At 44.7% G+C, this 22198-nt stretch carries 11 protein-coding genes; 7 read left to right on the top strand and 4 right to left on the bottom strand.

Annotation, left to right across the window (positions count from 1 at the left end; all coding sequences use genetic code 11):
- Positions 1–205: 205 nt before the first annotated feature.
- The 4 genes from HUJ21_RS25055 to HUJ21_RS01545 form a co-directional block, all read right to left on the bottom strand.
- The gene (locus tag HUJ21_RS25055; protein WP_366483505.1) at positions 206–394 is read right to left on the bottom strand and encodes a glycosyltransferase; all 189 of its coding nucleotides are present in this window, start codon (positions 392–394) and stop codon (positions 206–208) included.
- Positions 395–689: 295 nt separating this feature from the next.
- Positions 690–2003: a sulfatase-like hydrolase/transferase gene (locus tag HUJ21_RS01555; protein ID WP_291366752.1), complete on the bottom strand. Its 1314-nt coding sequence runs from the start codon at positions 2001–2003 to the stop codon at positions 690–692.
- Positions 2004–2083: 80 nt separating this feature from the next.
- A complete protein-coding gene (locus HUJ21_RS01550) occupies positions 2084–4261 on the bottom strand; it encodes a polysaccharide lyase family 8 super-sandwich domain-containing protein (RefSeq protein WP_291366750.1) in 2178 nt (725 codons plus the stop codon).
- A 63-nt stretch (positions 4262–4324) separates the two neighbouring features.
- The gene (locus tag HUJ21_RS01545; protein WP_366483507.1) at positions 4325–4561 is read right to left on the bottom strand and encodes an MbtH family NRPS accessory protein; all 237 of its coding nucleotides are present in this window, start codon (positions 4559–4561) and stop codon (positions 4325–4327) included.
- A gap of 329 nt (positions 4562–4890) precedes the next feature.
- Between HUJ21_RS01545 and HUJ21_RS01540 the strand changes: the two genes are divergently transcribed.
- From HUJ21_RS01540 to HUJ21_RS01510, 7 genes are all read left to right on the top strand, one after another.
- The gene (locus HUJ21_RS01540; RefSeq protein ID WP_291366745.1) at positions 4891–5571 is read left to right on the top strand and encodes a helix-turn-helix transcriptional regulator; all 681 of its coding nucleotides are present in this window, start codon (positions 4891–4893) and stop codon (positions 5569–5571) included.
- A gap of 121 nt (positions 5572–5692) precedes the next feature.
- The gene (locus HUJ21_RS01535; RefSeq protein WP_291366744.1) at positions 5693–11089 is read left to right on the top strand and encodes a hypothetical protein; all 5397 of its coding nucleotides are present in this window, start codon (positions 5693–5695) and stop codon (positions 11087–11089) included.
- Between the two features lie 12 nt (positions 11090–11101).
- A complete protein-coding gene (locus HUJ21_RS01530; protein WP_291366743.1) occupies positions 11102–15415 on the top strand; it encodes a hypothetical protein in 4314 nt (1437 codons plus the stop codon).
- Positions 15416–15733: 318 nt separating this feature from the next.
- Positions 15734–16219, top strand: a complete 486-nt coding sequence (locus HUJ21_RS01525) for a hypothetical protein (RefSeq protein ID WP_291366742.1) — start codon at positions 15734–15736, stop codon at positions 16217–16219.
- 187 nt (positions 16220–16406) lie between these two features.
- A complete protein-coding gene (locus HUJ21_RS01520) occupies positions 16407–17876 on the top strand; it encodes an efflux transporter outer membrane subunit (protein WP_291366741.1) in 1470 nt (489 codons plus the stop codon).
- On the top strand, positions 17873–19036 hold the full coding sequence (locus HUJ21_RS01515) for an efflux RND transporter periplasmic adaptor subunit (protein WP_291366740.1): 1164 nt from the start codon (positions 17873–17875) through the stop codon (positions 19034–19036). The genes HUJ21_RS01520 and HUJ21_RS01515 overlap by 4 nt, the downstream gene beginning before the upstream one ends.
- A gap of 12 nt (positions 19037–19048) precedes the next feature.
- Positions 19049–22171 carry an efflux RND transporter permease subunit gene (locus HUJ21_RS01510; protein ID WP_291366738.1) on the top strand — a complete coding sequence of 1041 codons (3123 nt, stop codon included), beginning with the start codon at positions 19049–19051 and terminating at the stop codon, positions 22169–22171.
- Positions 22172–22198: the final 27 nt, after the last annotated feature.

Raw genomic sequence — 22198 nt, 5'->3', positions numbered from 1 at the left:
ATTGGAAAATGGTTGAGGACGAGATGAAGATGGGCAGCATTCATTTTTTTAATAATTAGTTAATTGAGCTATTTTTATTTGAAATAGAATGATATTCAGTACAGCCATTGCTGTTCGGCCCTGCTCGAAGAATACGCTTCCTGCTCGCATAATTACTGACCCTGATCAGTCCTTTGTTAATCATACTTCTTTGAGCACCGGGCATTTATTTTATTGATCTTGTGGTACAAATTTTCTTGATTAAAGTTAGTCCTTCATCAGTTGAATCATCATCTACAAAAAGCGTGAAGATGGGATACTGTGATTTCTTCCGGTATTCATTTACTTCAGACCATACCCTAAGAACATTTTCCGCTTCATTAAAAACAGGTATGACCAATGTTAAAGCTTTCATCTTAGAAATTCAATGGCAAATTGTAATTGTAAAAATCGACATATTGTCTTAATATTTGCTTAAGAAAATCTTAAATCGTTCTTATTTTTTGGGAGGTGCTTTGACCATATTCAATGCCTTCTTCCTTAAGCAGTTTGTGAGAAAGGCGAAAACTTTCATTCCAAAATGGCTTTCCACTTAATTGAAAACTGTCGAGGTTTCCTCCCAGGTTTTGGTTTCATTTCAGGATTCAATTTCCTGGAAGAATAGTTAGTTTTATTATGAAAAAATTCTTTAACTTGGCTTTATCCAGGAATTACTTCATTTCTTTTACCACCTTACGAAATTTCTGAATTGTCTTCTTGCCTTCGTTATTCAATTCACTAAAAATCAGTGGTCTGGTTTCCAGAGGATCCTCACTCAGGTTGAAAATTTCACCATTGGCATAATATTTCCAGTGGGTATTATAAACAAAAGTCCGGGGAGTGAAATTTCCCCAATTTGGCGCATAATGGCAAAATACCCATTCCCGCACTTCTCCGGAATAACCGGAATCTTTCAATTGGGGATAAAAGCTGATGCCATCGATCGGGTCTGGCAAATCTGCCGGATCTTTTCCGGACACTTGCAGCAGGGTTGGTAAAAAATCCGTCAAATCGATCAGGTTGGCGTTCCGGATTCCTGCTTTAATGGTCCCTGGCCAGTAAGCAAGAAGGGGAACGTGGGTTCCCAGGTCATTGGTATATCCTTTATTGCCACGTAAGTCCTGCCCTTTAAACGGGGTGACCACATCCCGGTCCGTACCATTATCACCCACAAATAAGATCAGCGTGTTTTCGGCCAGGCCTAAATCTTCCACTTTGTCAATGATCCGGCCAACCAATTTATCCATATGGCTGACCATACCTGGAAAATACTTTGGATCATTGATACGGTCCTTAGGATCATAGGAGGCAAAATCAGGGGAGCCTGGATAGGGTTCAAAGGGATCATGGGTCAGGGCCATGGGGTAATAGGCAAAAAAGGGTTGACCGTCCTGCGCTTCGACAAAGTCTTCCAAATATTCTGTAAAGAGGTCCGGCCCATATTTCCCTTCAAACTTCTCCAGCCCCTTTTCTTTGCTGTCCAGGAGTGGATCTTTGTAGCGGGAACCCAATTCTTTTACCTGCCACAGCCGGTAGGCATCAAAGCCGGCTTCCTCCGGAAGGCTGCCCACTTTTCCACCGGCAAGTTCCTGCTGTCGCGCATTTCCGTAAAGCTGCCATTTGCCCACCACGCAGGTATTGTAACCCTGTTCTTTTAGCCATTGGGCCATGGTTTTTTCGGTAGGATCAAGCAGTCCGAAACCAATGTAGTTTCTGAAATTGTATTTCCCTGTCATCAGTTGTACCCTGGATGGAGTGCAAAGGGGAGTAGCATGGGCATTTTCGAAGACCATACCAGCTGCAGCCATGCGATCGAGGGCAGGGGTATGGTGAAAGGTGTTGCCATAGGCGGGCAACACTTCGTACCCCAGGTCATCGGCCATGATCAATATAATATTGGGAGCTTGCTGGCCTTGTGAGGGGATCGCAATAGAAATGCACATTAGGAGGCTAATGACAATCTTTAATTGTAGGGATAATTTCACAGGAAAGAGCTTTTGATTATAACTATCCATATTTGATTGATGAGGTATTAACTTAAGGCCTTTGGATTTTCAATGTTCGATCATTTACGCTGCCGCAAATCCAGGGAAACGGACTTGCCCGCATACACGCCCTGAGGCAAGTCGATCAAGATTTGAGTGGTATTGGCACTTCTGTTATATTTTGTACTGACTTCTCCGGTGGTATTTTTGTACCTTCCAGGAAGGTTTATCAAAAATTGATCCCGTCTCCGGGTCGGGTCGGCAACTGTCAGGGATTGAATGGATTCCTGGTTCTTTTTGATCAGGATAATTCCCGGATGATCTACCGCAACCGAACTGCCATCAGCCATGGAAAGCGTACCTTTCTGGTAAAAAACAGCCTGGGTTTGTTCCAGGCCGGGGTGATATACCGCCTGTAACAGCATGTCATTGGATAAAACGCGCAGGCCAGATTGAGCCATGGATGCCAGTTCATCGGTAGTTGTCCTTGGAAGAACGGCATAGGCATAAGATCCTTTTTGAGGACGAACGCCGTGATTAAAATAAGCGGTCAAGACTTTTTCCCTGATTATTTTGGTGGAAACATTTTTTTGATCTGTAATATCCGCCCAGGCACCACTTTCTTCCTGGTTCCTGACAATCAAGGCTGCATCCTCGGGAAACCAATATCCTACACCATCGTGATACAACCATTCCAGACCTTCCAAATTGTGCTCACCTTCCGGAAGTTGTCGCACCGTTGTTCCCTGTTCCTTTACGCGAATAGGAGCCCGGAGCAATACCTGATCTATGGTGCTGGCAACGGGATATTGTTTTTCTGAAGTAATTCCTGCTCCCAGGCAAACATACATCCTGTCGAAAAAAAACCAACCTTTTTTAGCCATTGTACTGTCGTGAGGACTGATAAAATCAAACCCTACAGCTCCAAAATAACCGTCTTCGGCTGCACCTACAAATTCTGTTAACCCATCCATTTGGATATCCTCAGGACTTGGTAATTCGGGTTTTTGGAGGATGGTGGTACCAGAAATTTTTTGCCAGTCGTATACTGGCCAAATGTCCTGATATTCGTTGCCTTTCAGTAGCAGGTAATTGGTGCCATCGGCCCGGTGATGGGTGGTTTTGCCCGGACCATTATAGGGTTTTTCCATATTGCGGTTTCGGGTGGAAAACATGCGCACGGTGGTATAAAAATCCGGTCGTTGCAATACAAAATGCTCCGTTTGCCAGAAAAATTTGGCAAATGACAGGGAAGGGGAGCTTTCTCCCTTGCGCAAGCTTAGTATCTCTTCCAGCTCTTCTTGTCTGTAATCAGTACTTCGCAACAGGCGTTCAATTTCCAACGTTCCCCTGGGCTGAAATTGGGATTGGTTGGAGATGGACCTGTTTTTTACACTGATATCCTCATAGATACCATATACCAGCTGTTTGTACACCCCATCCAGATAGTAATCCACCAGCTGGTTGATCCTGTCCTTATCGAAAGCATATGAGGTTCCTGCTACATAATCTGCCCATTCACCGAAAGCATTGGCATATTTCCCATATCCGTAGGAAGTGGTGTTGTTTACCCGGTCTACCCGGTGGTGGAAGCTGTAATCGTGTTGAATGCCCCTTTCTCCGGTGCTGAATTTTATCTCATTGGCAATGATGGCAATGACATCGTCAAAAGCCTCTTTGTTTTCCATGAACAACATGTTTTTTGCCAATATGCCTGCTATAACTATCCGATCTCCACTGGGTCTTGCTCCAGAGGCTTCCATGTGGGCCCGGCCAATGATGGGCTGTGCTTTTTCTACCAAATCATCCGGTAATTCTTCTCCCATAAGAAGCATAAGGTTCACCAGGTTTGTGGGGGTTGTGATTTGGTTGTTGTGCCAGTTATCACCTACAAAATCGTGGTCTACCCAATATTTCAAGGATAAATTGATTTTTTCTTTTAAGGCCGGATCATGATAATAAGGGGAAGTTTTTTTTGTAAAGGCTGTTGCCAGGTACACCAGATTTGAAGTATGTCGCCTGTGTGGGAATCCTGCTGTTCTGCTTAAATCCTCATAATTGATAGGAGTAAAAGCGCCTTCTGAATCCATCTGATTAAGTATTCGGTTTACCTCAGCCTTATTGATCTCGGTTTGTAATAATACAGCCACCACCCTTTTACGGATGGTATCCAATTCATTGGAAAGGCAGGTAAATGATTGCAGAAAAAATAAACTCATTATCGGCAACCATAACCTCCTGGAGCCTGTCCCTTTCATAGTGTAATTATTTTGGGTAATGTGGATTAAGATGGGTTAAGAATAAAGGACCAACAGACCTCCTTAATCTTCCTCTTGCTGCTTTTTTTCCATTTCTTCCATTTTTTTCCTCAATGAAAGGGGCCGCATATCGGTCCAGACTTCCTCGATATAGTCCAGACATTCCTGTTTGTTCCCTTTTTTCCCGACCGCATTCCAGCCCAGAGGCAATTCCCTGTCCGAGGGCCAGATGCTGTATTGCTCTTCATGGTTGACTACTACCTGGAATTCTTTGTTTTCTTCGTCCCACATCAAATAAATTGTTTTAAGTTATTTTCTAAAATGCGCAGGATATTCCTATCTATAATGATCTAATCATTTGGTAAATAGAAATACCTTTATTTTTAACCCAAATGGATAATTTCAATACATGAAAGGTTTTGATATACTTGTTTTTATTAAATGTACGGATTATTCCAAACTGTACAAGACTTAATTTGGTTTAGTTCAACAAATAGGAGATTATGAAGGGTAAAGAAAGGTACCCGGGAAAAATTACAAGAAAATAGGAAGCAGACTACCTTAATTTCAATATTTATAGCTATATTTCAAAGTAAGTATTTGGTTAATAGCTTTTTAATTTTCCAAGGATGTCATCAGAAAATGGAATCATACCATCTTTTTCGGGGATTTTGTCCAATGAAGAAATTCATGCCTTGACCGACTGCTGTGCGGAAGAAAAATACCTGATGGTAAGTGTATTTGATGTAGGGAAAAAGAGATTTTTATTCCACAATGATTCTTTCAAAAATATCCTGGGCTACAGCTCCGAGGTAATGGAAAAGGGGGGCTGGGAGTTTTGGTTCCAGAAAATAAAGCCTATGGAATTGTCCGGTATCCGTCAGCTAATTGAATCGCTGCTTAACGATCCGGACTGCTTGAATCATATACATCCGAGCCATTCTTACACCTATCATATTCAGGATATTTTTCAAAAATGGTACCTGATTCAACATCAGGTTTCACTTCTGATAAAGTCCAATAATGATTTGATAATCAGTTATTTATATAATATCACTCATAAAGAACGTATTGAGAAGGTTTTTTCAGGGTTTAAACTTTTTAGTCAGGATAGAAACATCGAAATTTCCAATAGGGAAAGGGAAGTGCTTCATTTGATTGGGGAAGGTTTTTCATCGAAACAAATAGCCGATAAACTTTTTATCAGTATCCATACGGCCATTTCTCACCGCAAACACCTGATCGAAAAATTTGCTGTCAAGAATACAGCCCAGTTGATCAAAGAGGCCTCCAAATCCGATATGATATAAATATCCCCATAAATGGGGATTGTGCCTTTTTTCAGATTTATTTAAATTTATATTAAGTAATCAACTGTTTTGTTTTCAGGTGGTTACTGGATACAATTTTTCAAGCCAGCAAACCATCTACATGAAAAAACGAGATCCAAAATCCGCATTAACCGGACTCATAGGTCATTTAAGCCTAAAAACTTCGGTAGAAAAAAAAGCATCCTTAGAGCTAACATCACTTTTGACCAGGACAAATTTGGAATCAGGGACTGAACCGAACCAACCCAATCCATTTTCATTCGAAAAATCTGATTTATTCCAGTCCGATACCATCAGCGATTCTCAAAAAAAAGCCATTCAGAAAATTGAGGAAGCCAGAAAAAAGAAAAATCCAGACACCCAATTTAAGGTTTTCCGAAGAGAAGTAGCACTAAGGGATCCACTGATTTCCCAGTCTGTATCTGACTGGTCTGCAGGATCAAAGGTTGATGAGACCGTAGGCCCTTTTAAAAACAAGGATGGCAGGCAATTTTGGTTTGATTTTTTGCCTATTGGTGCCTTTACCGCCTTATACAAGCAAGGGATTACTTCACCGGTATTGCTTTTCCAGGAAAGAAAATCCAGTGGAAAAGCCCCCATCAAAGCAAGGGAAGCTACACGAAAACTTCACCAATACAATCTGGGACAAGGAGGCGTCTGGATCAATGCCCGACTATTTTCACCGAATGCGCCAGAAGGAGCATTTACTGGTCTGAGTATCAAATCGGGACTGATAAAAATGAGCCATCCGACCAAAACGGTCAATAAGAAGATAACGCTTCCGGCAAATGCGAAAATCGAGGTGGAGCTAAAACTTGAACAACAGGAAGTCAAGGATATAAACAAAAAAAGTCCCTATGGCAAGGCCGCTGCCTCTATGGTGCTCAACCTTCCAGCTACCCTGGATTTCAATATTTCAGGGAATACGGCGTCCATTTCTGCAATAGGAAGAGCAAGTTGGGACCTGATGGGACAAAAAATTGGTTTTAGCTGGCAGAAAAATCAATCACTGAGCTATCATCCCCTGTTGAAGCGTATACTGATACCCTTTCAAGGATCTGCCAAATCATTGAATTTGCAGCAAAATGAGTCTGATTTCAATTTTTTAAGTAACAAAGCCCTTATAGAAAATACTGGCTGGCTCCTTCCTATTACCCAACTGGACTTGTTGCAACCAACTTTTCCCGAAGGAACCGGCCAACTTTATGTTCGTACCGGACCAGGCCTGGTCAATTCCTGGGCAGGCCTGCAAGGTAGCGGTTTTAATCTTTCCCAAACCCACCTGTTGGCGGGTCCCGGACAATTGCTTTTGGTGGATTTTAGCGTTTCTAATCCGCATGCCAGCCAGGAACTGGAATTATGGAAAACGGAAGACCAGTTTATGCCTTCAAAAGTTCAGCTTACTTTTCCACAATCCGGTCCTTTGATTTACCTCAGTCATGCCAATGGCAATGAGCTATTGATACGATTTTGTAATACTGATTTTCAGGTGGACCGTCCGGTCAAAGTGGATGGAACACCTCCATTGCTACAATCCAGGCATTCTCTGCTCATACTATCTGCTACCCCTGTAAACCGTTTGGTGTATCTTTTTGACGACAACCTTATTGCGGATACTGCCGAAATTGAAAATCAGGATCCCTATATACCGGAGCAAATGGCTCTTGCCATGAGCAATGCTTTATTTAAAGTCACCCAACCAAATGGCTGCCTGCTCTTTGGGGAGCTGGATGAAAATTTTTCCAAGGTCAGCGAAGGATTTTTATTCTTGTCTTTTGGTCTGTTGGCCTATATTCCTACACTACCGGATCCCTATGCCGCCAATCTGGGTTTGGTCAGGAGGCAGTTCAGGGAAGGTGAAAATCAACCCGGAGGGGCAGGAGCTACCTTACAAGGCTGGCTGATTGGAAGAACGGCCTGGTCTGCCGGGGATGCCGGGGATCAGGTTACAGTTTCGTTTCATTTTTCGCCTCTTGAGCAGCTTTTTGGTGGAATATCTCTGGATCAGCCCGAAGAAGAGCAAGGGCCCAATCCCACAACACCCGGTCCGGGAAATTTTTCTGCGGTTTCCGGAGAATCAACCTTTGTGGCATCAAACTTTTCAGATCTTGAAAACCCGGGAAGCAGGCTTTCTGCCATGCGTTTTTCCGGTAACCTGGAACAATCCAATGTAACTGGATCTAAAGACACTACAAGCTTGGCCAGCAGCACAAGCAGTGCTGCACCCATTCGAATTCCGGATTACGGCAGTCAATGGGATAAAGAATCCAGCAGGTATAGAAGGGATGTATTTGCCTTATTGGATGTAAGTACCAATGCAGACCTTTTCGGCATTAGCTTTGACTTGCTAAACCGCCGGGAATTTCAGGTGGATACCGAAAGGGATCCTGCTACCGGTGAAATTTTTTACAGTTTTCTCTCCCTACAGGTGCAAGGCCTTGATGTGGTTAGTGCAGGTGAAAATGTGCGTGCTTTTACCGTACCACAAATTTCCTGGGAGCCGGTCATTAACCTTACCCCACCTGTACCACCACCCGATGATCCAATTTTAGGCGATCCTGCCGCAGGATTTAACTACTACCCCAATGATGGAGGTCCTACCCGAATAGCCAATAACAGCGAGGACAAAGTAGTGCTGGCCCCATTGCCTCTCACTGATTTTTTATTGAAAAAACGGAAAAATGAGGAAAATTTCAGAGCTTTCTCGTTTTTTACGCTGCCCTTTGGAATGAAGGCAGCAGCACTGTTAACGGAGAACTACCGGTATAACAATGTGGACCGGGAAGGGGGTAACCTGAGCGGACCAAAATTTAACTTTCAGGGTCAGCTTCAATCCGGGCTTCAACTGCGCATGGATGCAGGTACCCCACTGAGAGAAGGAGACAGCCAAATGTTTATGGGAACCACGGTTCAGATCAACAATATCCTCGATTTTTTGGGTAATGAAACGGGAAAAAGCACCCTGGGTGGTAGTGTTACGGAAATTTTCAACCGGGAATTTTTTTATGATAGCAATTACCCCTTTGAATTGTTTAAACAGCGGGGCGTACCCGTAACCCGAATGGACCTGAGCGGTTATGGTGCCAATATGTTCAGCAATTGGCTGAATACCAAAGCTGCTGTTGCAGAAACCAGCCAGGCCAAATTTGATGTCATGATGGGAAGATGTTCCCACGAGATCATTCAGGTCAAAAGTATCCTGTATCCCTGGGCTATAAAAGTGGTACGGACCATTACCCTTTTTCGGGTAAGTTCGGGATACGTTTACCGCTTTGATAGTGGATGGCGGGCAGAAAGTGACGGTAAATTTGATTTCAGGTATTATGTCTATCAAGATAATCCAGCCTTTCCTGGCGGACCGCCGGAAAACCCCGAACCACAGTTGATTGGAGTGGAAAAATCGGCCGAATTCCCAATTCATCCAGGATTGATCAAAGGGTTGTTCAATGTATACAATATCATCGAAACCAATGAAGTGGCTCCCTTTAATGAAAATGTGCTATTTGAAGAATCGGTAGACCAAGAAGGCAAGGAAGTGAATATTCCTCAAAATTTTGACATCAGTCTCCAGCCGGTTTATTTTGATGCAGATGTAGAAATTGAGGGAGTGACCGCAGGAATGCAAACTAAACCCACCGCTGAAGGGGAAAAGGCAGTGGTACCTTCCAGCAGGATTCTGGGATTCGTACAGCTTGGCCCCAAAGGCTTTCCATTAAATAATACAGCTTTGAAATTGCTGGTACAGCGGCAGGGTACCATAGGAGGAAGCATTGACTGTGAAGTAGAGGTGGTAGGAAGTAGCCAGAAAATGCGGTTCAGTCACTTTGACTTCAACAATTCTTTCGATGAAAATGGATCGGATCCGGTTTTTTGCCTGGCAGGCAGAGGCAATGTTTTATTGCCTAAGGACGGCAGCTGGTCTATGGTAAAGCATGAGCGGGCCAATGGAGAAATTAGCCCTGTCCCTCCCAATTTTGGTATTCCGGTAATTCGCCCGGGAAAGGTGATTAAAGATGGGGAAGGTACTAAAATAGACCTTCCTGTTGGCACTGTACTGACCCGAATTGCTGAACCCATGGAATTGTTTCGTCAACCGGTAAATGGTACCGTTAATTACGGGTTTTTGCAAAGTACAGATACACAAAAGGCTTTGTTACTCACCCCTTCTTTTCAAAATGGCGTAAAAAAATTGCTTAGCAAAACGCCTCCTTTGTTTGTAGATGCTTTTCGAATAGTCAATACCAAAGGGATTTTCCCCAATATTGGTGCAGGTGATGATTTTTCTGCACAGACCCTTGGCGAGGCGATACTGATGAAGAAAAACGGTTCCTTTCCCTTTGACCTGAATGCGCTTAAAGATCTGGGCCAGGATGTATTTGAGTTGATGGACGTACAGGATACCCTTGATGGCATCAAGGAACAAGGCTTACAACTCCTGCACAATCCTGAGGAAATGTTTGACCTGCCCACTGAATTTGAACTGATTGATGTGGGCGAGGGCAATTTCAGGATTTACATAGAATATGATAAAAAGGACAAAAACGGGAATGTGGAAGAGCCGGGATCGCTGGATTTTGACATCAATTCGGTGACGGAAAGCTGGAAAAGCAAAATGAACAATATCGGCCTGGTCATTGATCTGGCAGGAATAGAGCGGCTGATGACCATTAGGGGCAACTGGGATTCAGAAAATGGGAAGGAAGCTACCTATCCCAAACCCGATCTGGAATTTGCTCCTGCATTGGATCCTTTGGTTGATTTACTGGAAATACTCCAAAGTTTGCAGGAAGGTGATTACGGGGCTGCCGTTCAAAATGGCCTGCAATTGGCCATGAGCAATAAGGCGGGTAGCTGGGAATACAAATTTGAAGCCTCCAAGGAAATACCTGTGATCCGCTTTCCCATTCCTGATGCGGTTTACAACGATCCCAACACACCTTTCAAGCTTGAAGCGGGCCTGAAAATAGGGGCCTACTTCAATGCGGCACTTAAAGTTACTACAGATGCCAACGAACTGCTGCCCTCTGCTGGTGGAGTCCTTGGTTTTTACGGCCGGCTATCGGTCATGTGTGTATCCATTTCTGCAGCCACCATTTACGCCATTGGCCAGGCAGATGTGGACATTGCGGCAGACACGAAATTGGGGCCTTCTTTACGGATGAAATTTGGTTTTGGCGCTCAAATCGTTGTAGGGCTTCCTGTAGCGGGCAATGTGAGTGTATTGTTCGTCGTAGGTGCAGAAATATTTATTGCGGAAGGCATCGTAAAAGTATCTGCATTCCTGCTCTTTGAGGGGCATGCCGAAATTCTGGGAGGGATCGTTTCCATCACCATCCGTATCGAAGCCAAAGGGACCTATTCCAGAAAAGAACTGGGAGGGGGAGACACCCGAACAGATCTGCAATGCCAGGTGACTTTTGGACTGGACATAAGCATTGCCTTTATCATCAATATCAGTTTCACCGAATCCTGGCAGGAACAACGCCGGATTGCATAATACATTTTTGCCATGAATCCCAACCAAAGACTTTCGATCATGACTTTTCCTCAGTATTTTGACGGAAACGAATTGCAGGTAAATATTGTGGTGCTACCAAGAGACCATAACCCATTAAATCCGATCATCACTGGACAGGAACCGGCTATTCCTGATGCGGCTGAGGCTTTTGCCGATGCCAGTTTTTCCTTTGGGGCCCAATTGGTTCAGGGTTTTGGCGCTAATCCTTTACCACAACCACAGCCTTTGGCAAACGCGCTCCCTGTAAGCATACAGGCTCCCCAAAACCCCAGAGAAATTTTCGAAGCCATGGCCAACCACCTGCAGATCCTGGATGTGAGTATGGTAAACAGCAATGCCAATTTAATGAATATTCCCCAATCCAGGCAATTTGAGGCTCCCAGGCCACGCAGTGTATCTGTCTACAAACACCTGCCCAAAACCTTCTTAAAAGCCACTGGTTTAAAAGCCATTAAAAGTAAAAATGCCTTTACGGATGATACGTACCATTGTGCCGTCAAAGCAGCAAATTTTTACCAGGGCTTTCAGCAAACCGGCCCCTCCATCAGTTGGGGAAAGGTTTTTGCCCATATACTCCGGCAACCCCTGCTGGCACGTGCTGCCGGATTCATTTATTCCTTTAATCTGCCGATAGCGGCAGATACTTTTCCGGATGGAGGATTTTTGTACCTGGATTTGGCTGATGGTAGTAGTTTCAGTCCTCAGTTTGCTGCTGATGATGCCTTTATCAAGCGTTATGCGGCCCGTATTCCCATCTTACGTCCCAACGAACCGAGACAGGTATTTGCACCTTTGCTGTACCCGGTATTGAGTGTGCATGATGGGAATTATGATGAGCTTTTTATTGAAACAGCTATTTACGACGATGGTTTTGCAAAAACGGTTCATTGCCACCAGTCACCCCACCGGGATCCTTTGATAGAGGAGGCGGATGGATCTTATCCTTTAACGGATTCAGGGATTCAATTGGGATGGGATGATTTACAGTTACTGAATTGGTACATGAGGCAGCTGGCGGTTGATAACAGTGTGGCCGGGCCAGTCAAAAGGCTGGATGCCCCTATCGGTATCAATGGTTTTGTAATTGATGTGCGGCAACAGGCTGCGGAAGGAGAGGAACCGGGAGTATGGGAATCTTTGAATTGGGTCAGCAACCGCAATACGTTCAGCCTGAGACGAAACCCGGCCAATCCAGCAGATGCCATTGTATTGGGAGATTTTTCTGGTGATTTGCCTTATCAGGTATATCCCACTCAGCTGGATGGGACCGAACAGGTTACCGGAGAACGACAACCCTATTGGCTTCCCATGTATTTTGCCAATTGGACAGGACACAGCATGGTCCTTCCTGATGAGGATGCGGCTACGGTATACCAGACAACAAATCCCAACCTGGATGCTGACCCCGATGGACAGGCAGCCACCGACAAGGATGGAAATCCGGTAACCACAGGTACCGGAGTTTCCGGAGCAGCACAAAATCAACTGAACCAGATCTATCAGGCTGGACCTGTTGATGCCGTATTGCGGTATGGGCAAGGTTACGAATTCCGTGTCCGGATGCAGGATATCAGTGGTGGCGTACCGGCCATAGAGCGACAGCCTATCAATGAAACCCCTTCTGATATCGGGTTTTGCCGGTTTAAGAGATTTATTTCTCCCATTCAGCCCCGAATTCTGGAAGTTGAAGCCAATCCCGAGGCTCAACCCGGGGATGAACATCCTGTTACTGGCCTGGACGGACCAAACCAACTGGAGGCATTGACCATTCGCAGACCGAAATTGGGTTATCCTGCAGTCGTATACACCGGTAAATACGAAGACCCGATTGGTCGGCTAAGCACCCAGTCCAATCTTGGACTTAGCCCGGAGTCCGGGGATGCGGAACATCGGGTGGGGCTGGGCATAGCCGACCCGGATGTGGACCGGGTGCAGATCACAGTGGAAATAGCCACATTGAAGCTGGACAAGTTGGATAGTGTAAATGGAAAGGACGATTACATTCACCTGTACACCACCCATCGTTATTTTCCAGCCATAGGGAATAATGAAGACGAGTATGAAGCAAACCTGAATATCCCCATCATTTACAGAGATATACAGGGAACCGACAAGGTGTTGCATACAGGGGCAACTTTGAATCTGGCCCAGGACCTGGGCTTGGAAGATGATATTGACCAGTTGAGTGAATTGGTATTACCTACAGGCAGAACAGCAAGGCTTACCATAAGGGCTGTTTGTGAGGATAAGGAAACAGATTCCCAAACAGAAGCTTATTATGGGATATTGGATCCAGCCAACCCCCAATTGGACGTTCGTTATGGAGCTTCATTTTCTGTGTTGCTTTATCAACCCTCTCAAGATGAAACTGGTCTTTTGGTTCAGACTGCTGGCATCCCTGTACTTCAGGGCCTGTACATGCGCCCTGATGCCACTACGGTATTTGATGGTACCTGGAATACCCTGCTTTTTGGAAAATCTCAGGAAAATCAAAATAGTAATATTCAGCAAATTGCAGATAGATTGAACCTGGAAAGCAACGGGCTTACTCTGTATGCACCCAAAGGTAAAAGGGTGGTTTTTGGTTGCAGCAGTCGCATTCGGCACAGCCTGGCACCGGATGGCTCATCCATAACTTTCGCATCCAAGGGTGATTTGTACCATCACTGGATCTGCTGTCTGAATTACGAGTTGGATCGTGACTGGATGTGGGATGCCATGCAGACAGAAGCATTTTGGGTAAGGCGATCCAAAAAATTCACACACGATGCAGAAGGTACTGGCGAAACGGATGTAAGAGTAGGCAAAATCAAAATGATCCGAACTGCTTCATTTGAATCACTTGACAGTCCTCAAAGAAACAGTTCTCAATTGGTGTTTTTTGATGCCGTTGAGCCTAAACGGGATAATACTGAAAATTTTCCGGATAGCATAGACCTAACATACAGTTTGGAAACACGGTTCAAGCCCGATCATGGAGGCAGCCAGGATGACCTGGAGACAATTGAAATGACACTGCCCATCACCAGCCCCCCGGCCCAGGTGCCTGTAATTGTGTCGGCTGGTTATGCTTTGTCTCCCTATATGCGGGATGAAAAGTACGAAAATAGCGAATCAAGGAAAAGATATCTTTGGATTGAGTTTGATCAGCCGGTAAAGGATCCGCAAGACTGCTACTTTGCCAGGGTTTTGGCCCAGGCACCTGACCAATTGATCAGCAATAACCATCCTTCATTGTTTTTGTCGCCGGAAGAACCAACTTTGCCCATTGATCCCGAGTTTATTCGCATCGTTTCTCCTGCTTCTTCCAATGACCTGGCCGGTTTAAATGCGATGCAAGCCATGTTAAAAAGCAAGGACAGTGATGTGCATTATATATTGCCATTGCCACCGGGACTTCATGCCAATAGTGATGAAATGTTTGGGTTTTTTACCTATGAATTTCGGGTAGGACATTTTGAGCGGCCCCCAATCATTGAAGGGGAGGAAGGAGAAAAGGTCTGGACCACTGCCCAGGGAAGGTTTGGCCGAAGATTAAAAATGCAGGGGATTCAACATCCCGCACCTGCCTTGTCTTGCATGCCCAACAGGGACAAAGATAAACTTTGGGTTACCGCCCCTTATGCTGCTGCGGTTCACAAGGGGAAAAATGTTACGGCAAATCCTCCCCGCACGGGATTATGGGCCTTGCTCTATGCACAAGTGAAAAGAGTCGATAACCAGGATTATCGCAACATCCTCCTGGATGACCGTCCACTGGACTGGAGGATTCAGGTACAGGCAGCGGTACAGGAAAACCTCCTGGAATCATACTCCAGTCAGGAACTGCAATTGCTTAACCATGTAGTCATTAAAACACTGAAAGGCCAGGGGGATATTTCTTCAGCAAGCAAATTCCTTAAACTAAAAACAGCAACGAACAAAAACAAGAATGCCACTAAATATGGAACCACCATATGGAGCAATACCGATATCAATCAATTCTTACGCCTTTACGGATTGCCTACTGATTCCTCTTTGAGCGTGGTAGTGGTGGAAGTATTGCCTCATATTAAAAATGTTTTTGACCATGTATCCGGACTTGAGGACGCGCTGGTGGCTCAGTCTACCAGTAATTTCATGAGCTCGAGTCAGCGGAAATCCTTTAATCAAAACTATCGTCAGCGGTTTGGCAATGCAGCCGATTCCACAGCTGCACCTGTAAATTTGAATAGCCCTGTTGGCAATGAATTGGGCCATCATCGGATTTTGCGCACTTCCCGACTGACCAAAGTCCCGGATATATGTTGCACCGATTGCGATTGATTTTGGTTTTTATTCAGGTAGTTTCATTCAGATAATGTGTAAATATTTGATTTTCAGAATACTTTCCCTTTTTGTATGTTAAATTAATTGAAGTAATAAAACAAATGTGTCTGGCATCGATTCATAGATCCCGGTTAACTGTTTGAGATAGTGAGCCTTGCAAGAGACTTATTAGGGATCTTTTTTTAAAGTATTATTCAGATTGAAGTCTTTTCTTTCCGTAAAGTTCGTTTATCACATTTCTTTTTTTCGAAAATGGGTATATTTAAAACTTTTCTGACCGATAGGGCAATTCGAACGTTTCACATAGAAAAGACCATGCAAATCCCCAGTTTAAGTACAATAAAAAAAGAACTACAGCAAAAGGAGCCAATAGAATTGATTGAGTTAATACTACACCTGAGTAAACTCAGCCGGGACAACAAAGCTTTCCTTTATTTTAAATTATTCGATACCGAAACATCCGCACTGTTCATCGATACTTTGAAGGAAGAACTAGAAATTGCTTTTCTTAAGGCGAACAGGAACAATTATTACCTGGCAAAGAAATCAGCACAAAGTGTACGTAAAATCCTGAATAAAAACCTGAAACTTACAAAGGATCCTACGGCCAGGATTGAAATCATTGCCTTTTTTTGCAAAAAACTACAGGAATTTGGCTACCTGGAGTACAGGCACCCGGTTATAGAAAATTTATACGCATTACAAGTAGGTAAAGTGGAGAAATTAGTAGAAAAGTTGCATGAAGACTTGCAATACGATTACCTGGAACTCCTGGAAACCCTTAAAAATCCTTATCAATAGATTCAGATTTTCTTCAGATTATTGCCTTACTTTGCAAGCTATCCTTTTATGTTGGACCATAATTTGTAATTTTAGGAGATTATCAGCAGTAGTATTGGTGGTCAACTGTAGCGTATCAAAATGTATCATATAATAGAGGTAACTCTTTATTAATAAGGGTTTTTCTAAACTTAAAAAAATAGTCCTTTTGCCTGATAGCCAACAATTTAGAAATAATCGTTTTCCAATTTCCCTGTATAGATTGCAAGGCAGTTTTAATTTTATTTTTTTTCTTATTCTTGTAGGAATTTCGGCAGGATGTGGGAATAAGGTTACCACAAGAGATGTACCGATAAACACTCCTGATGCTTTTTCCCTTCCTACCGGCTCATATGAGCTGGAGGATGACTGGTGGAAAGCTTTCGGGGATTCCGAACTTAATGGAATGGTTGATAGTGCCCTTTTTCATAATCTGGAATTAAAAAGTTCCTGGTATCAGGTGGCACAGGAAGCCAGTAACGTTGCCATAATCGCCTCCGAAAGGGTTCCTCAGGTTTTTTTGGAACTTCAGGGTGGAGCAAGTCGTCCTGTTCCTGATTTTGTTGGAGGAGAGAATACGCAGTTATCTCTCCGCAGCAGCTATGAAGTGGACCTTTGGGGAAGGGTAAAGCAAAGTAAGTTGGCTGCGGAAAGCAGGCTGAAGGCAAGTTACCTGGACTACCAAACGCTGGCCATAAGTATTGCCGGAGAGGTGGCACTCACCTGGTTTTCCTTACAGGCTTTTATGGAGCAACTGGAACTTATTCGCCAACAAACCGAATACAACGAACAGGTTTTGGCATTGATCCGGGCAAGATTTGCCAGCGGACAGGTGAGGGGAGTGGATATTCTCCGTCAGGAACAGCTGATTCAAAATACCCGGGAGCAGTCCATGGCCATACAAATTGAAGTAAAAACCCTTCAAAACAGGTTAGCGGTGTTGCTTGGAACAGCTCCGGGAAGTCTTTCCCTTCCTGCGGAAAGTCAATTGCCGGAATTGGGACCTTTGCCGGATGCAGGCCTACCTATGGAATTGATCAACCGTCGCCCTGATATTCAAAGTAGTTTTCACCAAATGGAGGCAGCTGACAGGGAGGTGGCAGTCGCCATTAGCAATACTTACCCCAGGCTGACTTTTAACTTCACCGGAGCACTCCGATCCAATACCCTTACCAATCTGGTAGAATCCCAGGCAGCCTCTTTGACCAGTAGTTTGCTGATGCCTCTTTTTTATGGAGGAAGATTAAAGGCTGAAAAAAGACAAGCCGAGGCTTTCCGAGAGCAACAAATACAAGCTTATGGGCAAACAGTTTTGCTCGCATTGCAGGAAGTAGAAGATGCCCTGAACCGGGAAAACCTACAAAAGGAGCGTATCGGTTACCTTGAGAATCAGCTTAACCTTGCGGAAAGGGCCTTTCAGCAACTGCGCGTGGAATACCTGAACGGCTCCATCGCTTACCTGGATGTCCTGGTTACCCTGGATCAGATGCAGCAATTGAAACGAGATTTAGTAAATGCCAAATTAGATCAGCTGTTGTTTAGGGTGTCCTTGTACCGTGCCCTGGCCGGTGGCTTTCCAACACCCAATGAAACCGGGGGAGAATTTACCATGAATGAAAACACAATTCCAATAAAATGACGAAAAAGAAAACCGTATGGATTAGCCTGGCTTTAGTGGCAGGAAGTATCCTTGTAGCCTTGATCTTTTTTTGGACAGCCCCTGAGGCAGAAATGGAGGGTGCTTCCAAAACCACCGCCATGCTGGTGGATGTGGTTCAGGCAGAAAAAGGCGATTTTTCACCCACTGTCGTGGCTACCGGAATTGTGCAGCCGGCTACTGATATTTCGCTGAGCAATCAGGTAGGAGGGGAGATTACCCGAATCGCTCCCCAATTTCTTCCCGGTGCATATGTAAATAAAGGTGACTTATTGTTACAGATTAACCCTGCCGATTTTGAGAATACATTGATGTTAAGAAAAAGTGATCTGGCTTTGGCGGAATCAAATTATAAGGTAGAATTGGGACGTCAGGATGTGGCACAAAAAGATTACGAATTGATTGGAGACGAATTATCAGTGGAAAATCGCGATTTGGTACTCCGGAAGCCCCAACTTGAAGCTGCAAAGGCCAATGTAGCTGCTGCGGAAGCCGCAGTTAACCAGGCATCACTGGATTTGGAAAGGGCCGGCATCCGGGCACCTTTTGATGCGCATATCTTGACCCGGAATGTGAACCTGGGCTCGCAAATACCACCGGGATCTGATCTGGGAAGATTGGTTGGCATTGAGGAATACTGGGTGGTAGCCAATGTGCCCCTTTCCAAAGTCAACTGGCTGGATATTGAAGAAAATACCGACGGGTTGGGGGCTCCTGTCAAAATTGTTCATCCTGCAGCTTGGGAACCCGGGCAATTCCGGCAAGGCAGGGTTTCACGCCTGGTTGGGGCATTGGATAACCAAACAAGGTTGGCGAGAGTTATCATTCGGGTGGAAGATCCATTAGTCAGGTTGAAACCTGATCCGGAAAAGCCACCGCTGATCATCGGGACCTTTGTGGAAGTACAGATTGAAGCCCGTAAATTGGAAGATGTTACCCGCCTGGAAAGGCAATATATCCGACCTGGCAACACTGTTTGGGTCATGCAGGATGGAGAATTGCAAATAAAGCAGGTCAGCATCCTTTTTGAAGATCAGGATTATGCCTATATTAATGAAGGGTTGGAAGACAATGCTCAGGTAGTGGCCACCGATTTGGCTACCGTCGTGGATGGATCACCACTTCGATTGGATGAAGACTAAAACACCATAGCCATGAAAGAAGGAAAAAAACCGGATACAGAAAAAGGAGCCATCGCTTTTATGGCCAGGAGGCCGATCATCACCAATCTTTTGATGGTCATCTTGCTTGCTGGAGGTGTATATACCATGTACACCATTCAAAAAGAGGTGTTTCCGCAGTTCCAGCTGGATATTGTAGAAGTGTCTGTGGTTTATCCCGGGGCAGCTCCGGAGGAAGTGGAACAGGGCATTGTACTGCCGGTAGAAGAAACAGTACGACAGGTGCAGGGTATCAAGGAAATCATTTCTTCGGCCAATGAAGGCTCTGGTACGGTGGAGATATGGTTGATTCCGGGTACCGATCGCATGAAGGCACTCCAGGACATCAATCAGGCTGTTAGTAGGATACAAACCTTTCCGGATGATATCGAAAGGCCTCAGATTATCCTGCAAAACCAACAAATGGATGTGATACAGGTAGGTATCTATGGCGATGTCGACGTTTGGACCCTTCGCATATTGGCTGAAAGATTGCGGACCCGTTTTCTAAGTAACAACGAAATATCCCAAGTAGAAATTGGCAATGTGCCTGATTTTGTAACTCATGTTGAAATCCCCCGAAATACCCTGTTGAAATACAACCTTACTTTGGGGCAGGTGGCCGACCTGATCGAAAATTCAAGCCGGGATATTCCAGCCGGATCCATTGAAACCTTGTCTGGAGAAATTCTCCTGCGAATGGAAGAACGCAAACTCGTAGCTGATGAATTTGCAAAAATTGATATAATTTCTTCTGAGTCCGGATCCACCGTTACCTTGGGGGATATCGCCAGTATACGGGACGGATTTGAAGAAGTAGGATTTCACGGGCAATTTGAGCAACAAAATACGGTAGATCTGGAAGTATTCCGAATAGGTAACCAATCTCCACTGGAAATAGAAGCAGCTGTAAAAACCATTCTGGAAGAATTTGAACCGAGTCTTCCGCCGGGTGTTAAAGTCCGGGTGGAAAGCAATAGGGCCGAGGATTTTCGTGAAAGACTTTCGCTGCTTACAGAGAACGGATTAATGGCTATTTTGATCGTTCTCGTCATTTTAGGACTGTTTTTGGAATACCGCCTGGCTTTCTGGGTAATGATGGGCATGACCATTTCTTTTGTTGGCGCCATGATCATCTTTCCGGCCGTAGGCATCAGCATCAACATGATTTCCATGTTTGGCTTTTTGATCGTGCTGGGAATAGTGGTCGATGATGCCATTGTGGTTGGAGAAAACATTTACGAATACCGTCAAAAGGGATACGATTACATGGATGCCGCCATTTTAGGAGCCAAAGACGTATCCAAACCAGTGGTTATCAGTATTCTGACAACCGTAATGGCTTTTGTACCACTTTTATTTATTCCGGGCGAAACCGGTAAATACTGGTGGCCACTTCCGGTGGTAGTTATAGTGGTACTATTTGTTTCGTTATTTGAAGCGTTATTTATTTTGCCTTCGCATGTCACCAAGGCTCCCAAATCAAAAAAACACCGTTGGGTATTAAAACTGGAAACCTGGCAAGGCACTATTGCCGAAGGTTTCAACCGCTTTGTCAATCGGACATACAAACCATTTCTGGACCTGTGCTTGCGAAATCGCTACCTCACCTTTTCTGCAGCCATCTCCTTACTAATACTGGTGGGTGGTTTTGGCTACAGCGATCACATGGGCATGGTGCTGATGCCTGAAGTGGCAGCAGATGAAATTGAGGCCGCTGTACGCCTTCCGGTAGGTACGACAAATGATCAGGCCGCAAAAATTGCCAGGGAAATTACTACCAATACCCGAAAAATGTTTGAAACCCATAACCTTTACGAGGTGGCAGAAGGAGTGAAGACGAATGTACGGGGGAAGGATTTTATTGATGTGGAGATTGTCATGAAACCACCGGATCAGCGGGATATGAGCCCTAAGGAACTGATTGCCCTATGGAGGGAAAACATTGGAGATATCAAAGGTGTAGATCAAATTAATTTTGAGGCGGAGCGAGGCCCGGGTGGAGCACGTCAGGATATCAGTGTGGATTTAAGTCACCCTGATATTGAGGTCCTGGAACGAGCCAGTGAAGAATTCCTGCAGAGAGCGGAAGAATTTTCTGAAACCAGGGATGTGAGTGACAACTACAACAAAGGCAAATTGCAGTTGGGTTTTGAATTATTACCAGAAGGCCGAAACCTTGGGCTTACACCCAACATCGTTGGACAGCAAATTCGTGATGCTTTTTTCGGAGCCCTTGCCATGCGCCAACTTCGGGGAATCAATGAATTTGAGATTCGCGTAAAATTGCCCCTTGAAGAACGAAAAGACATGGACTACCTGGAGGATTTTATCATTCAGGCACCCAATGGTACCGCTGTCCCTTTATTGGACGTGGTGCGCATCAAGGAAGGTGAAACCTTTACCAATATCAATCGAAGGGATGGTAAAAGAGTAGTAAATGTGGGCATGGACGTGGAACCTCCCGCCGCCCAGACCCGGGTACTCAAGGCGATGAATGAACGGGTATTGCCCCAGCTGCGAGCTGACTTTCCGGGATTAGCCTGGACCTATGAAGGCAGTCAAGCGGAAATGCGGGAATCGACGGAGGCGTTGTGGTCGGGTTTTATCATTGCCATGTTACTTATATTTTGCCTCCTGGCAGTGGCGTTAGGAAGTTATACCCAGCCTATTGTGATCATGATGGCTATTCCTTTTGGCATCGTGGGAGCCGTTATTGGACATATTCTTTTGGGATATGACTTATCACTGGTTAGCTTAATGGGCGTCATTGCACTTTCCGGGGTTGTGGTAAACGACTCGCTGATCATGATTGATTATGCCAACAAACACCGTGGTGAACACACTTCAGCATTTGAAGCTATCCATGAAGCGGGAGTAAGGCGGTTTCGGCCAATTATTTTAACCACCCTGACTACCTTTGGAGGATTAACTCCTATTATTTTGGAAACCTCCAGTCAGGCCATGCAGTTAATTCCTATGGCCATCTCTTTGGGTTTTGGAATTATTTTCGCCACTGCAATTATCCTGGTGATTGTACCCTGTCTGTATATGATTTTCGACGATTTGGTACAGGTTGCCAAACAGGAGGAAAAACAGGAGCAGGTGTCGGCATAATTATGGAAAATCAGACGTATATTTGAG

Source organism: Cyclobacterium sp. (assembly GCF_014762705.1).
In the GTDB taxonomy this organism is placed as follows: Bacteria; Bacteroidota; Bacteroidia; order Cytophagales; family Cyclobacteriaceae; genus Cyclobacterium.
The sequence above is the reverse complement of the archived record's forward strand: the minus strand, read 5'-3'. Positions and strand labels throughout refer to the sequence as shown.